Below are 14,957 nucleotides of genomic sequence, written 5' to 3' on the forward strand. Positions count from 1 at the left end.
AATGCGATGGCAAATGAGAAGGCAAACATACCTAACATTGGTTCAATAACTCCACCCTGTGCAGCCGAGATCAAAATAGACCCTACGATTGGTCCTGTACAAGAGAAAGAAACCAATACAAGCGTTAAGGCCATAAAGAAGATACCTGTTAAACCTCCTTTATCTGCTTGCGCATCTGCTTTGTTTACCATAGAAGATGGAAGTCGAATCTCAAACAACCCTAAGAAAGAGGCTGCGAAAACCATAAAGATTAAGAAGAATAAAATATTCGGTACCCAGTGCGTAGCTAACCAGTTGGCAAATGCTGCTCCAAACAATACGGCTACTATCGTTCCGATAATTGTGTAAATACCAATGATAGAGAAACCGAAAAGTAATGCTTTTCTAATTCCTTTTGCTTTTGAAGTGGATTCAGCACCTTTCATAAAGAAAGTAACTGTCATCGGAATCATAGGGAATACACATGGCGTCAACAATGCAATTAAACCTGCTAAAAACGCACCGATAAATAGTTCGATGTAAGATTTCTTAACCTCGTTATTCGCTCCAATTCCATTGTATGTTTTAGGCTCACAATTACCTTTTGTTAAACGTACTGTTGAGGCTAAAGCAATGGGTAATTCTTGTTCCACATTACTTTCTGCTCCTTTGTAGTTTACATTAAAATTGATGTTTAAAAGTGCTCCAGGCTCTTCCTTACCTTCAAATTTTATTGTACTTGTGTATCCTTTGTCTGTTGATTTGAATTCCGTAAATTCTAACGGACTATCACCAGATTTTGTAATCACTACCTTCTTAGGGTCAACAATGCTTACACTGTCTTCGAAATCAGGAGTTAAAACGATTTCATATTCTTTATCTTCTACTGTTTCGAATATTTTGTATTCCCAGAAAACAAGATCTTCAATTACAATTGCAGTTTCTTCTGTAGCTTCATCAAGAGTTTCTTCTGTTGTCTCTTCTTCTACCTTAGGAGTTTCTTCTGTAACTTTTTCAACTTTGGCTACAGCTTTGTTTCCTTTTACAGAAAAGGCAAAAGGCTTGTCACCAGCCACACACATCCCTCCAGATTCACATACCATGTAGCTAATCTTACCGGTAATAACGAAGTCTTCTGTAGAGTTGATTTTAATTTTTTGTTTGAAGATTCCCTCGTGTTCAAATTCGGTTACATCAACTTCTTGGTATTCATCGTAATGAGTGTGAAACCCTGTTTCTTCAATGGCTCCAACTAATTCAAATTTAGAAGGATCATCATAACTAAATTCTGTTGGTAATGGACCAGCAAATTCATCAGCGGGAACAGATGAGTAACCATGCCATCCTTCATCAGTGATAGCTTTAGTAACAAGAGTTGCCTCATTAGAACCTGGTTCTTGTTCTATGGAGAACCTCCATTTCGTGTAGTCATTTGCTCCTTGTGCGAATAGACCACCTATCATTAGAAGGAAGGTCAGTAAAGAAAGTAATTTCTTCATTTCTAGCGTTTGTTAATTTTAGTTTAAGGGTTTATTTATTGTTATTGTAAGTGTTTTCTCTGTAGGAGGAAGACACATTTCATCATTACAAATCATGTACATTACCGTAATGTTTACTGTCGTTGTATCTTGAGCGATGATTTTATTTGTGAAATCAACAGATTTTTCAAAATAGCTCAGGTTAGCCCCGAAATTTTCATCGAAACTTTGCTTAGGTTCTGGTTCAATAGTTTCTTCAGAGAAAGTTACTAATTCGTTTGGACTAAAAGTGATTTCCGTAGGTATAGGTCCCATGTCGTTTTCTAGGTTCTGACTATATAAATGCCAACCTTCAGCAATATCAGCATGCAATACGATGGTTGAATCTTCGGCATTATAGTTCGCTGTCCACGTTACTTTGTCTTGTCCCAATGCAACAACACTGCTAAGCAATAGCGCAAAAATGGAAAGTAGTTTTATCATGATTTTTTATAATTCTAGTCTGGGTAAACAAAGTTAATTATTTAAGGTGGTTTATTGGGGTTGATAGTCTGTCTATTCTTGGTTTTCTAAAATAAAAAAAGACAACCGAAGTTGTCTAATTTGTTGAGATGTTAGCATTCATTATAAAAATCTTACTTCACGTATACAAGAGATGGGTAGCCAAATGCCTCCTTTTAGACAAATGTATTTAGCTCCAGTGGCCCAAACGGTTGTTTCTACGCGTTTCAACCCACCTTCATCTTCAAATATTATAGCGCATTTTCCGTGGTGTAAATTACCTAAGGTTGTGGCTTCTTTCAATTTTTCGTGAAGATCCTTGTTGACATTATGTTTAGCTACATGCTTAAAATGAAGCGTAGGGATAACTTCTTTTTCAACAAGCGTAGCTTGGTTTTCTATGGTTTCTTGCATGCGTTTTATGTTTTAATGGAAGAACAATTTAACCAAAATTCTGATAAATTCAAATTAAAAATCGCTCTATAACTCGCGTATTGTAAGCCTTAGAACCTTCTTTGTACTTTGTGATATTTTAACGCGATTTGAAGGTGCACCATGTTCTACTGCAATAATTCCTTCATTATCAGTTATCACATGAACTAGTTTTTTTTGAGCTGCAGTTATTTTTAAATCATTTAAGTATTTGGAAACTCTTTTCGTTCCTTTTAAACCTAAGGGAGAAAAACGATCGCCTTCTTTCCACTTTCTTAAATGCAAGTCGCCTTTTACGCGTGATGGGTCAATAAAGAAATGTGCGCGGTTGAAAACAACTTCCTCCTTATTTAATTCTTGAGTTTCAAGGATGTACTTTTTAGTTTTAGTGCTCACTAAGCTCAAACCGTCTGATTCTTTTATGAATTGTAGTTCCTCATACATTAAGGTGCTTCCAATATTCCCATTCATCAGTTTCGTTAGCTCTGAGGTTTGATTCCTAGAGATATTTAGTTGATACAATATTTCCTTTTGAATTAACAGGGGGGATGTATTCCAAACCGAAAAGGGAAGAAATGCATTTGCCTTAATGATCTCAACTTCTTTCGATACATATAGAGCTATCGCGTTTTGAAGTGTTTGAAAGGCAAGGACTAATTTAGAAACCTCAATTTTTCCGTTGTGAAAATTGAGGTCCTGAACGATGTTGTGTCTGTAATAATTCCGCTTATACTTGGTGGAGACATTTGAGCTGTCTTCTCTCCATGTAATACCATGTGTTTTGGCATAATCTAAAATCCACGCTCTATCTTTATCCAGTAAGGGACGTATAAATTTATCTTGAACTTTGGGCATGGCGCAAAGTCCACGTATCCCACCACCTCGTTCAAGTTGTATCAAAAAAGTTTCTATTTGGTCATCGAAATGATGTCCCAAAGCAATGCAGTTGTTACCTTCTTGAAGTATTTCTCCAAACCAATTATACCTTAAATCTCTTGCAACAATTTGAGTATTGCTTTTTCTTTCTTTTACGAGTCTAGGGGTATCAAATTTCTTAACCCGTATTTCTAAATCCAGTTGCTTTGCGAAACCACGAACAAATTCTTCATCACCATCAGATTCATTTCCTCTTAATTGGAAATTGCAATGGAGTATTCCTACACGAAAACCTTGGGTATGCAAAAGGTGGGTGAGGACAATTGAGTCCACGCCACCACTACAGGCTACCCATATTTTTACATGTGGTTTCATTCTCTGGTTAATACGCTTAACCCCAATCTGATTTTATGATATTCCACTTCACCGTTAAAATACTCAAAGTAGGGTTTTAATTGTAAAGGTTCTTGAATCTCCTCATAAGCCCTATTTATTTTGGCTAACTCCTCATCAGAAATGTAGGGTGAGTAATCCATTTTTGCGTTGTCCTTTAACATTTTGGCAACGTGCGAATATACGGTTGAAACATTCAGTTCTCTTTGTTGAGCAATTTCCTCTATGCTGTAGTTTTGTTCCATCATTTCTGCAGTAAGCTCGTAGGTAGATTTCTTCGCTTTGGGTTTGTTCTCTTCTTGGAACTTTTTTATCTCAGCGATGAATTCGGGACCATAGTTTTCTGCTTTTTGCATTCCTACCCCAGAGATTGCCAGTAGGTCATTTTTAGTAGTGGGTTGTTCCGAGGCCATTTGCTTCAGCGTAGCGTCGTTAAAAACAATATAGGGAGGAACGTTTTCCTCCACAGAAATTTTTCTTCGCAACAAACGTAATGCGTTGAAAAGTACTTCGTTTTCTGTGAGTGCTTTGGGAGCTTTTTTCTTGGGTGTTTTTACTTTTTCCTCTAAACTTGGTTTTACAAGAGAGAAGCTTTTTTTACCGCCTAAAAGTTCTTTTCCGTATTCCGTTACTTTTAAATGAAAGTGATCATCATAGGCTACTTCGAAGAGGCCTAAATTGATACATTGAGTTAAGTAATGATTCCATTCATCAAAGCTTAAATCCCTACCAACACCATAGGTCTTAATTGTGTTGAGTTGTTTGGCATAAATTTCACTGGTTTTCGCCCCTCTAAGTACGTCAATCAATAAACGGTTGTTGAGTTGCTCTTTTCCTCGTATAGCTGCACTTAGTGCTTTTTGTGCTATCACAACTCCGTCAAAAGCAACGGGTGGATTTTCACAAACATCACAATTGTTACAGTTTTCATCTAACTGTTCTGAGAAGTAAGCCAAGAGAATTTTTCGGCGACATGAAGTTGCCTGAGCAAACTCCTTCATTCGGTTGAGCTTCTCTAGTAATACTTCTTTCTGACCGCTGTCTTTGGCAAATTGCGCTAAAAGTACTACGTCTCTCATGTTGTAAAACAAAAGTGCTTCAGAGGGTAATCCATCTCTTCCTGCTCTACCTATTTCTTGATAATAGCCTTCTATGTTTTTGGGAAGATTGTTGTGTATTACCCAGCGTACGTTTGATTTATCTATTCCCATCCCAAATGCAATGGTTGCACAAATAATGGGGGTTTCATCTTTTATAAACTCTTCTTGTACGCGTGATCTTTCGTCTGGCGATAGTCCAGCATGGTAGTGATCTGCTGCAATCCCTCGCTCTTTCAATATAGCTGCCCACTCTTCAGTTTCCTTTCTACTTAAACAGTAAATAATTCCACTTTCATTAGGTCTGTCGTTGATGAAGCGGATGATTTTTTCAATTTTCTTCTTTTTAGGAACGTTTCCTTCAACACTTAAATTGATATTGGGTCTATCGAAAGAAGAAATGAAAATTTCAGGTTCTTGCAGACCTAAGTGGTCTACGATATCTTTTCTCGTGATTTTGTCTGCCGTGGCAGTAAGGGCTACAAAGGTAGCGTCTGGTAAGGATGCTCTAAACGAACTCAATTGTGTGTATTCAGGTCTAAAGTCATGTCCCCACATTGAAACACAGTGGGCCTCATCTATTGCAACCAAAGAAATGTTTAAATCGGTCAACCATGTATGCATAACTCCCACCAAGGTTTCTGGTGATATGTATATCAATTTCAACGCACCACTTTTACATTCATTGATGATGGCATTTCTTTCCATGTCATCAACAGTGCTGTTAAAGAAAGCTGCTTTTACACCGTTGGCTTTTAACGCCTCAACTTGGTCTTTCATCAAAGAAATCAGCGGCGATATGACCAATGTAATACCATCGCTCAATAGAGCGGGTATTTGAAAACACATGGATTTACCACCTCCAGTAGGCATTAAGACTACCGTGTCTTTTCCTGATAAAATCGATTGAATGATTTCTGATTGCTGCGGCCTGAAACTATCATAACCGTAAACAGATTTTAATAAATTGAGTGCGGATTGCATCATGATACAAAGGTATTAGGTTGATTATTAAAGTTACAAGATTTCGGAAAGAAATTCAAATAATTTTTAGGGGACTCGAAGCAATAAAAAAGTCCTAAGTAATTACTTAGGACTCTTTATTTTTTTAGTTTTCTTCTTTCTTGAAAATGGTTGCATTTGCTTGAGCCCGCGGCATAATCAAAAGGTCATCTATGTTGACGTGTCCAGGTCGGTTACAAACAAACTCAACAGCATCGGCTATGTCTTCAGCGAAAAGGGGGGTGTATCCTTTGTAAACATCTTTTGCGGTTTGAGCATCACCTTTAAATCTTACCATACTAAATTCTGTATCTGCCGCACCCGGAGCAATATTACTTACGGCGATATTGTCTTTTAATAAATCAATTCGCATGGCTCTACTAATCGCATCGACGGCATGTTTACTTGCACAATAAACATTTCCTCCTGGATAAACTTCCTTTCCGGCTATACTGGCAATGTTTACGATTTGCCCACCACCATTTTGTTGAAGAAATGGGATCACAGCTTTACTCACGTACAGTAAACCTTTTACGTTAGTGTCTATCATACCGTCCCAATCTTCTATTTCTCCAGCATCTATAGTAGATCTACCCAAAGCTAGTCCTGCGTTGTTTACCAATATGGTTAGTGATGAACTTAGCGCTGATGGAATCTCAGCAATAGCTGTTTTTACAGCTGTGTTATCGCGCACATCAAAATTTAGAAAATGAATTTCACCTTCTCCTAAATCTTTTAAGCTTTTGGCTATATCCTGGAAGCGTTCTTTTCTTCTGCCAGTTAAAATAAGGTTGTAACCTAATGCGTAGAATTTTTTAGCGATAGCTAATCCAAAACCAGATGTAGCTCCTGTAATAAGTATAGTTTTCACGTTTGTTTTTTTGTATTAAAACTTAATATTATCATAATCCCCAAGGCTAAAAGAGCTGGGATTTTATACCTCACAATAGCTCCTGTTACGGGTGTTGTATAACCAATAATGAGCATGATTGCAAAGATGAATATTGCGAAAGTAATGATAATAGGTAGGTTCGTATTGTTTTTAAATCGTCCTTTATAAAGGAAAAACACCGTCAATATTACCAAAAAGATATTTTCAAGTTTTGCCAAGGTCATCAACCAACTTCCTTCATCGCTCCAAAATGGACGTAAGAAGCTATTTAATAAAGCTTCTGGTGCCGATTTAAATAGGCGTACCATACTGTAATTTAATCGTGTAAGTTCAAAATGAGAAGCCGATCCTTCACTTTGATAAAGTATCATATAGGGTTGCGGACTTTGTTGTGCTTGGTAGGGGATTGAAGTATAGCGTATGTTGTCGGTAACATAGAAACATTCAAGGTCTTTATCTATATAAGCTTTATTGTTCTCTAGGCGTAAACCTTCAACGTCTCTTGTTGTGAAAAATAAAATGCTATCATGCCTAGCGATGTGCAGTCCACCAGCGCCAACATTAATAAAGTTCGTTTGTTGTCTTGTTATTTTATTAAGTACTGAGTTATGTACTTTTGGGAGGCTAAAAACAAGGCTTACTAAGATTACAAAAAGACTCAGTTTCATTGTTATACTGTATTGTTTTAGCAAGTAATCCAACGCGTAAAACAATAGGGCAATTAATAAAAGGATAAATACATAGGGTTTGAAGAGTAAGGCCAATACACTACCTCCAATGACATATGTAATTCGTTTCAGTGTAGATGAGTATTCATTAAAAATACCGTAGCAAAACAAAGCAATACCCAAAATCATGAAGGGTTCTTTAAGGAAAGAACTACTCCAAAAAAGTAAGCTTGGGAGTGTGAAAAGGACGAGGAGGATGGTCTTTTTGGAAAGTGAACTTTTAAGTTTTGCCCAATTGTAGGTGATCAACAGTGCTGAAAATGAGAAGATAGAGCCGACCAATACATGTGTAAAATCCCAACCTTTTGAAATAAAGTAAACCAAAGAATTAAAACGGATTACATTCTGTGAATCGTTAAAAAAAGGTTTTCCATGGGCAGACCAATGGTACGTTTTAGACAAATATTTTAAAATGAAGCTTGTGTCAGGTTCTAGGCCGAATAAAAAGATAAAATAATCTTTGGGAGACTGAAGATATACATCATGTAATAATTTACTTTCTCGTAAAAATTCTCCTGCGTCGTGGGTTAATAATCCTCCTCCGTAAACGTAGGTGTATACATAAAGGAAAAAACATCCAACACCTAATTTAATCAGAAAGAGTAGAGGGAGAAGGTAACGTGAAAACTCGTTCATTTTTTTTCCTTTCCTATAGAGGTAGAATAGGAAAGAAACTAAAATTAAAAATGTGAGTGCGTAAGTTATCATTTCAGGAATTAAAGGTACTTTTTTTCTTTAATTGGAAATTTTTTTCGCACAATAAAGCCCCTACACCGGGGTGCAGGGGCAGTAGTAAAAATAATGAACAAACCTAAACCGCTACTTTGCTTCTTTCCTTGTAGTTGGCGTTAAAGGTTGTTTTGCTTTCGCTATAGATATACATTGCTTTTATAGCGCTTTTTAAATTATAGCCTAATCTCATACTCGAACCGTATGCTCCTGCACTGTGTACACGAACGATATCACCTCTGTTTAATTCAGGTAAGTAATAGTTCTTTCCAAATACATCTGTACTCTCGCAAGAAGGACCTGCAATCGTTTGTGGAATCAATGTCATAGAATCGATAACTGTTGTTATTTTATGACGTGCTCCATATAGCATTGGACGTAATAAATCTGTCATCCCTATATCTAAAATGGCTGTTGGACAAGTTTCTCTGTGTTTCACGTATTGAACTTGACCTACTAACATTCCACATTGTCCAACTATACTTCGTCCTGGTTCTAGGCAAATAACTGGGTAAGTACTTTTAGGAAGGTTCTTTCTAATAGCACTCATCCATCCGTCGAAGTCAGCGATGTTGTTTTTAATAGGCTCCTCGTAGTCTATTCCTAGACCACCACCCATATTTAAATATTCTGTTTTAAAGTCTAATGGTGTACTTAGTAGCAATTCAGCAATTCTAGCTGAAAGATTCTCAAAGTACGTCATGTCTAAAATTTGAGATCCAATGTGGAAGTGGAAACCAACAATGTTGTTATTGTGAGCAATTAATTCCATAGCATCTTCCCAAGGCATTCCGAATTTATGGTGCTTTTTACCTGTAGAAATTCGGCTGTGCGTTCCAGCTTCTAAATCTGGGTTAATGCGCAAAGCAACTCTCGTAGTTGATTGGTTACTCGCTAAGAATTCTTGAATGATATCGAATTCTTCAACAGACTCACAGTGGATTACAGCAATGTTTTGTGCTGTAGCATAATCGATTTCACGGATAGTTTTTCCTGACCCTGCAAAAACAATTTTTTCTGCTGGAAAACCAATTTGTAAGGCTCTTTCAATTTCCTCCATAGATACACAGTCGGCACCTAATCCCATCTGTTGGATTTCCTTTAAAATAACAGCTTCGTTGTTTGCTTTTACAGCATAATACAACTCCGTTGCATGAATTTCAGATGCAGCCTTGGCCTTCTTCAATGTCTTTCTCAATAAAGAAATATCATATCTGTAATGTGGCTCTTGGTATGTTCCTGATTGTCTCATGTCTTTTTCTATTATTTTTAGGCAAATATAAAGCGGTTTTTAATATAAATAACATAAAGTTTAAAATTTAACACATTGTGAAAGTAGAGTTGAAAGCTCTTATACTTTTCGTTTGAATTTTATGTACAAGGCTTAATTGAATGAAGAAAATTGGACTCATGTCAGACACGCACGGTTGGATAGACCCCAAAGTATACCATCATTTTAAAGAAGTAGATGAGGTATGGCATGCAGGAGATATTGGTGATGTTCAATTGATAGATGATTTACGTTCTTTTAAACCCACGCGATTTGTTTATGGAAATATCGATGATCACAAAATAAGATTAGAGGCTCCTGAGTTTAATCGTTTTAAAGTAGAAGGGGTAGAGGTGCTCATGACGCATATAGCCGGTAAACCTATGAAGTATTCTAAACCCTTGTTCGAAGAATTAGAGCAAAATGGTGCCCCTAAAATTTTGGTGTGTGGGCATAGTCATATATTACTTGTGAAGATGGATCCCCGTTACAAAATGTTATGGTTAAACCCGGGGGCTTGTGGATATAAAGGATTTCATAAGGTGAGAACACTTTTGCGTTTTGAGATAGAAGGTGAAAACATCCAAAACATGGAAGTAATTGAGTTGGGCGATAGAAATCGTTGATACTTTACAATTTTTAAAATACTATTACGTTTTTCAAGAAGATTATGAAAAAGATATTTGCTTTAACCTCACTACTCATTACTGTAAGCAGCGTGTTTGCTCAAACGGGAGGAGAACATACTTATAGTTTTTTGAACTTGGGATATAATGCCAGGGCTAATGCTTTGGGAAATGATTTCATTGCGGTGCAGGATGAGGATGTAAATTTAGGTGTAATCAACCCTTCTTTATTGAATGAAGGTATGCATCACCAGCTGGGTTTTAATCACGGTTTTTTAGCGGGAGGAATTAACTATGGAATGGTGAGTTATGGTCAGTCTTTAAAAGAAGGACTTACGATGGCCGGACACTTGCGCTATGTTTCTTACGGTGAAATGTCGAGAAGAGATGAGTTTGGAGTAGAGCAAGGAACCTTTTCAGCCAATGATTTTACTTTAGGTGCTGGTCTTTCGAAAGTATTGAATCCAAAGATCAGTATTGGAGCTAATTTTAATTTGATTTATTCTCAACTCGACACGTACAGCTCTTTTGGTGTAGCTTTAGATGTAGGTGCGAATTATAAAATAGGAGATGAGGACAGAACAATGCTCGCTGTTGTTGTGAAAAATGCAGGAGCGCAATTAAAGGCATATACTTCCCAAAATAGAGAGCCATTAAGAGCAGATGCGCAAATAGGTATTTCTCATAAATTAGCGCATGCTCCTTTTAGGTTTTCATTAACTGCTCACGATTTAAACCGATGGGATTTATCGTATTTCGATCCAAGTACTGCCGAAACAATAGACGCTATAACGGGTGATACAATTGTAAATACGGGGGCTAACTTTCTCGGGAAACTATCTCATCACTTTACCTTCCAATTAGAGGCATTGTTTGGAGAGCATGTTCATGTTAGAGCTGCCTTTGACGTGCACAGAAGGTACATTATGGCAGTGGAGACAAGGCCAGGTTTAGCAGGGTTCAGTTTTGGAGCAGGATTATATTTTAAACGTTTTTCTCTTGATTATGGGTTGAATATCTATTCACAGGCTGGATTTAGTAATATGTTTACACTTACTACCAACCTAGATAGATGGAAAAAATAAAGGTGCTTAATCAAGCACCTCTAGTTTAGCAAATTTTAATATCAATGTTTTGTTTCCAACGCGCGGGAAGAAAACTGTAGCTTTTTGATTGGGAGCTGATCCTTCTAATGCCGTTACTCTTCCTTTACCGAATCTGTCGTGCATTACGTTGTAGCCGACTTTTAAGTCTTGTGTAGTTCCTCCTCCCTTCGAAGGTGTTGAACTAATGTCATTCACGTTTACTTTCTTAAGTCTTCGCTGACTCAATCCAGAAAGTCCGCCAGAAGCTGCTGGATTACTAAATTTACTATCTAATCCTCTTCTTGCATTTAACGATCTTCCAGAAGTGCCTTTGTCAGAATACGTAGACTCGAAGTTTAAGTATTGTTCATCTATCTCATCTATAAACCTACTCGATTCTGACGTGATCAATTGTCCAAACCTAAACCTACTTTGTACATAACTCAAGGTACAGTTCTTTTCAGCTCTAGTTATGGCAACGTAGAACAACCTTCTTTCTTCTTCTAGTTCCGTTCTTGAGTTTATTGATAATTGAGAAGGGAAGAGGTTTTCCTCCAGTCCAACTACATAAACATGTGGGAACTCCAATCCTTTAGAAGCGTGAATGGTCATTAAGGTAACCTTGTTTTTATCGTCCTCTGATTCATCATCAGCATCCGTCATTAAGGCTACGTCAATTAAGAAGTCACTTAAAGAATTGTTTTCATTGTTCTTGTTAGCTATAGAGAATTCTTTTACCCCGGCTAAAAGTTCTTGTATGTTCTCGTATCGGGTTACACCCTCTGGAGTTTTGTCCTCATGTAAGGTTTTTAATAAGCCAGTTGTAGTCGCGATACGCTGTGCTAAGTCGAAAGCAGGGACTCTGTCTAAATCAGCAGTAAAGCTTTGCATCATTCTTACGAAATCAGAAATCTTCTTTTGTGCCGATGCATTAACCTTACAAGGGTAACGGTTAAAATCACTCATTACCTCCCATAAACTTACGTCGTATTGTTGGGCTGCAATAATGATGTGTTCCATCGTTGTGTTCCCTATCCCTCTTTTCGGATAGTTGATGACACGTTTTAAGGCTTCTTCATCATTAGAGTTAGCACTCAACCTAAAGTAAGCAATCAAATCTTTGATCTCCTTACGTTGGTAGAAAGATAAACCTCCATAAATCTTATACGGCATGTTTAACTTACGCAAACTCTCCTCGAAAGATCTTGATTGTGCGTTGGTCCTATATAAAATAGCGAAGTCAGAATATTGTAAGCCTTGACCTTGTTTGATTTCATAGATAGAGTTGGTAATTACTTTACCTTCTTCGTTATCGGTTAAACAACGAATCACTCTTATTTTATCACCCTGGTTGTTATCTGTCCAAACGTTTTTCTTAATCTGGTCTTGGTTCTTTTCTATTACACTGTTGGCAGCATCTACAATCGTTTTGGTAGATCTATAGTTTTGTTCCAACTTGTATAATTTGAAATCAGGATAGTCTCTTTTAAAGTTTAAGATGTTTTGGATGTTGGCCCCACGGAAAGAATAAATGGATTGGGCATCATCACCTACTACACAAATGTTTTCGTAAACAGCAGCTAGCTTCTTAACAATGAGGTATTGACTGTAGTTGGTATCCTGGTACTCATCTACCAAGATGTATTTGAATTTTTGCTGGTAGTGATGTAATACTTCAGGAAAGTCTCTCAATAATACATTGGTTTGATACAATAAATCATCGAAATCCATCGCTCCAGCTTTGAAACATCTATCCATGTACATTTTGTAGATCTGATAGATAAGCGGACGTTTAGACATTCTATCCTCTCCAACAATCTCTGCATTGTTGGCATATTCTTCTGGAGATATCAAGTTGTTTTTTGCACTTGAAATTCTTCCGTGTACAGAATTTGGTTTGTAGTCCTTATCATCTAACTTCAATTCTTTGATCACAGATTTGATCAAACTCCTTGAATCTTGTGTGTCATAGATGGTGAAGTTAGAAGGGTAACCCAACTTTTCTGCATTGTATCTAAGGAGTTTGGCAAACACTGAGTGGAAGGTTCCCATGGCCAAGTTTTTAGCTTCGGTATCTCCCACAATTTGAGAGATTCTTTCCTTCATTTCACGTGCTGCCTTATTGGTAAAGGTCAGTGCTAAGATGTTAAAGGAATCAATTCCTCTATTCATCATGTGTGCTATTCTGTAGGTTAACACTCTGGTTTTTCCAGATCCCGCACCCGCAATGACCATTATAGGTCCATCAATATGTTCAACGGCTACGCGCTGACTCTTATTTAATCCCTCCAAATAATCCATAAAAACAAAAATAGAAACTTCTCTAGAGTATCCCTCAGATTTGAAAAAATCTTCATCAATACAATATAGATGTTGGTTAAAAGTTGACGTTCATCCCTTTTTTAAGATAAGGTAAATGTTTGGATGTACAGTTATCCATCCCCTTATAATAAGGAAGAGATCAAATCACAGAAAGGGTGATTATTTATCCAGACTTGCAAGCGTGGATGAGTTATGAACGATTTCATCCAATATCATTAAAGAAGCTAAGGCCAATTGAGAATAGTTTTGAGAACTGTTCTTAAAATGAGCAGCTGAATTCACCCACATTTCTTGGATAATGTTCATTCCTCCAAATTCCGGATCTATAACATTTACAACCGCCTCTACATTTCCGGCACCTGCATGATAGATGTGTAATACAAACAATCTAAACCATAGGTCGTTTTCATTATAGTGTAAGTCGTGCTCATCCAATATTCTTCTCGCATGAGGAATGCAAGTATTCGACAATAGACTTGCTGCTGCTTGGGCCGACTTTTTAAAATCCTTACGTTCATCAACGTATTTGTCAACACGTAAGCCATGCGATCTTGCTACTCCCTTCATTAATTGAAAAGCACCGTAAGCTCCAACGTTAGATTTTGCCAATTTACCTGGACTTTCGATTAACAATATAGCTTGTGCATACCAAGGGTCTACACCTTCTTCATGAAATACCTCTACGCCTTTTGCTAAACTTGGAATTACTTTCTCGAATTGGTAGAAATCGTTCTTACCAGTGGTCATGTAAATTTTATCCTCAGCATCTAAACCGTGAGCAGCGCGAATTGAATCTCTAATGGCATCTTTTTCATCGTCTGTGTTTTTATCCCAATCCGCAATGGCCATTTTTTGAACAATAGTTCGTGTTGCTGCTATATTGATAACACACGAATCTGGAGAAAGCCGCATGATAGTTTTCCAAAAGTTAGGATGAGCTAATTCGTCCCAACATTCTTCGAAAATTTTATTGGTAGATATGATGGTAAGCTCGTTAGTGTCAAAAGTAGGCTGAAAACTTCGTAACTCTTCTTTCCAGTGATGTTGAACTGTAGTATCTCTTTCTATAGCGAATGATAAGAAAGGGAATATAGCGAGTATTGTGAGTAAAGTTTTCATGCGTTTACTTTTTGAGTTTAACGTAAATCTAGCAAATAAAGTATCTGTAAAGAAGAGGTTAACGCATTATTAACAAAAAGAGCTTTGTTGATAAGTAGCTTAAGTTTTTAGTTGAATTACGGTGTTTCAAGATGGCTGAATTTTAACTCCAATGGTATAGATGTCTAAAAGTCTAACCGTCTAAAAATCTAAATATCTCAAAGACTCAATTATCTTTGGATGCTGTGGAAAGAAGAAAGTTTATTCAATTAACAGGTCTAGGTAGTATCCCTTTGATTTTTGGTGCGTGTAGTATACCTGAGATGGAGGAAGGATATGATGTTGCCGTAGATAGTAATCGTTTGCGCGGACATGTTTTGCGCGAGCAGTTGAGTATACCGGTGGCTGCAACTTTCGAAAATGAACTTTTAGTTATAGGGGGAGGAGTG

At 37.2% G+C, this 14,957-nt stretch carries 13 protein-coding genes; 3 read left to right on the plus strand and 10 right to left on the minus strand.

The window, feature by feature from the left end; translation table 11 throughout:
* From R3333_RS06335 to lysA, 8 genes are all read right to left on the minus strand, one after another.
* Nucleotides 1–1,478 (minus strand): cytochrome c biogenesis protein CcdA (locus R3333_RS06335; RefSeq protein WP_318957946.1); only part of this gene is annotated, 1,478 nt, incomplete at its 3' end.
* 18 nt (nucleotides 1,479–1,496) lie between these two features.
* A complete protein-coding gene (locus R3333_RS06340) occupies nucleotides 1,497–1,940 on the minus strand; it encodes a protein-disulfide reductase DsbD N-terminal domain-containing protein (RefSeq protein ID WP_318957947.1) in 444 nt (147 codons plus the stop codon).
* Between the two features lie 141 nt (nucleotides 1,941–2,081).
* The gene (locus R3333_RS06345; RefSeq protein ID WP_318957948.1) at nucleotides 2,082–2,372 is read right to left on the minus strand and encodes a hypothetical protein; all 291 of its coding nucleotides are present in this window, start codon (nucleotides 2,370–2,372) and stop codon (nucleotides 2,082–2,084) included.
* Nucleotides 2,373–2,438: 66 nt separating this feature from the next.
* Nucleotides 2,439–3,641 (minus strand): tRNA lysidine(34) synthetase TilS, encoded by a 1,203-nt coding sequence (gene tilS / locus R3333_RS06350; RefSeq protein ID WP_318957949.1) that lies wholly within the window; start codon nucleotides 3,639–3,641, stop codon nucleotides 2,439–2,441.
* Nucleotides 3,638–5,743 carry a DNA helicase RecQ gene (gene recQ, locus R3333_RS06355; RefSeq protein WP_318957950.1) on the minus strand — a complete coding sequence of 702 codons (2,106 nt, stop codon included), beginning with the start codon at nucleotides 5,741–5,743 and terminating at the stop codon, nucleotides 3,638–3,640. The genes tilS and recQ overlap by 4 nt, the downstream gene beginning before the upstream one ends.
* Before the next feature lie 121 nt (nucleotides 5,744–5,864).
* Complete coding sequence (locus R3333_RS06360; protein WP_318957951.1) at nucleotides 5,865–6,629, minus strand: SDR family NAD(P)-dependent oxidoreductase; 765 nt, start codon at nucleotides 6,627–6,629, stop codon at nucleotides 5,865–5,867.
* Nucleotides 6,626–8,014, minus strand: coding sequence for a hypothetical protein (locus R3333_RS06365; RefSeq protein ID WP_318957952.1), 1,389 nt, complete (start codon nucleotides 8,012–8,014; stop codon nucleotides 6,626–6,628). Before R3333_RS06365 ends, R3333_RS06360 begins: the two co-directional genes overlap by 4 nt.
* Before the next feature lie 175 nt (nucleotides 8,015–8,189).
* Nucleotides 8,190–9,359, minus strand: coding sequence for a diaminopimelate decarboxylase (gene lysA / locus R3333_RS06370; protein WP_318957953.1), 1,170 nt, complete (start codon nucleotides 9,357–9,359; stop codon nucleotides 8,190–8,192).
* Between the two features lie 140 nt (nucleotides 9,360–9,499).
* Here lysA and R3333_RS06375 point away from each other — a divergent pair, with 140 nt between their 5' ends.
* The gene (locus R3333_RS06375) at nucleotides 9,500–10,003 is read left to right on the plus strand and encodes a metallophosphoesterase family protein (protein ID WP_318957954.1); all 504 of its coding nucleotides are present in this window, start codon (nucleotides 9,500–9,502) and stop codon (nucleotides 10,001–10,003) included.
* 44 nt (nucleotides 10,004–10,047) lie between these two features.
* Nucleotides 10,048–11,088, plus strand: coding sequence for a type IX secretion system protein PorQ (gene porQ, locus R3333_RS06380; RefSeq protein WP_318957955.1), 1,041 nt, complete (start codon nucleotides 10,048–10,050; stop codon nucleotides 11,086–11,088).
* Between the two features lie 6 nt (nucleotides 11,089–11,094).
* Here porQ and R3333_RS06385 read toward each other — a convergent pair whose 3' ends face one another.
* Both R3333_RS06385 and R3333_RS06390 read right to left on the minus strand, forming a co-directional pair.
* Entirely contained in the window at nucleotides 11,095–13,389 is a 2,295-nt protein-coding gene (locus R3333_RS06385; RefSeq protein WP_318957956.1) for an ATP-dependent helicase, read from the minus strand.
* Between the two features lie 180 nt (nucleotides 13,390–13,569).
* A complete protein-coding gene (locus tag R3333_RS06390) occupies nucleotides 13,570–14,529 on the minus strand; it encodes a transglycosylase SLT domain-containing protein (protein ID WP_318957957.1) in 960 nt (319 codons plus the stop codon).
* A gap of 224 nt (nucleotides 14,530–14,753) precedes the next feature.
* Between R3333_RS06390 and R3333_RS06395 the strand changes: the two genes are divergently transcribed.
* On the plus strand, nucleotides 14,754–14,957 hold a 204-nt coding region (locus tag R3333_RS06395), incomplete at its 3' end, for a hypothetical protein (RefSeq protein ID WP_318957958.1).

Source organism: Lishizhenia sp. (assembly GCF_033720595.1).
Taxonomy (GTDB): Bacteria; Bacteroidota; Bacteroidia; order Flavobacteriales_D; family Crocinitomicaceae; genus Lishizhenia.

Excerpts from the sequence above, each read along its gene's own strand:
- R3333_RS06340 (WP_318957947.1), bottom strand. The coding sequence starts at position 1,940 with ATGATAAAACTACTTTCCATTTTTGCGCTATTGCTTAGCAGTGTTGTT.
- R3333_RS06345 (WP_318957948.1), bottom strand. The coding sequence starts at position 2,372 with ATGCAAGAAACCATAGAAAACCAAGCTACGCTTGTTGAAAAAGAAGTT.
- tilS (WP_318957949.1), bottom strand. The coding sequence starts at position 3,641 with ATGAAACCACATGTAAAAATATGGGTAGCCTGTAGTGGTGGCGTGGAC.
- recQ (WP_318957950.1), bottom strand. The coding sequence starts at position 5,743 with ATGATGCAATCCGCACTCAATTTATTAAAATCTGTTTACGGTTATGAT.
- R3333_RS06365 (WP_318957952.1), bottom strand. The coding sequence starts at position 8,014 with ATGAACGAGTTTTCACGTTACCTTCTCCCTCTACTCTTTCTGATTAAA.
- lysA (WP_318957953.1), bottom strand. The coding sequence starts at position 9,359 with ATGAGACAATCAGGAACATACCAAGAGCCACATTACAGATATGATATT.
- R3333_RS06375 (WP_318957954.1), top strand. The coding sequence starts at position 9,500 with ATGAAGAAAATTGGACTCATGTCAGACACGCACGGTTGGATAGACCCC.
- porQ (WP_318957955.1), top strand. The coding sequence starts at position 10,048 with ATGAAAAAGATATTTGCTTTAACCTCACTACTCATTACTGTAAGCAGC.
- R3333_RS06385 (WP_318957956.1), bottom strand. The coding sequence starts at position 13,389 with ATGGATTATTTGGAGGGATTAAATAAGAGTCAGCGCGTAGCCGTTGAA.
- R3333_RS06390 (WP_318957957.1), bottom strand. The coding sequence starts at position 14,529 with ATGAAAACTTTACTCACAATACTCGCTATATTCCCTTTCTTATCATTC.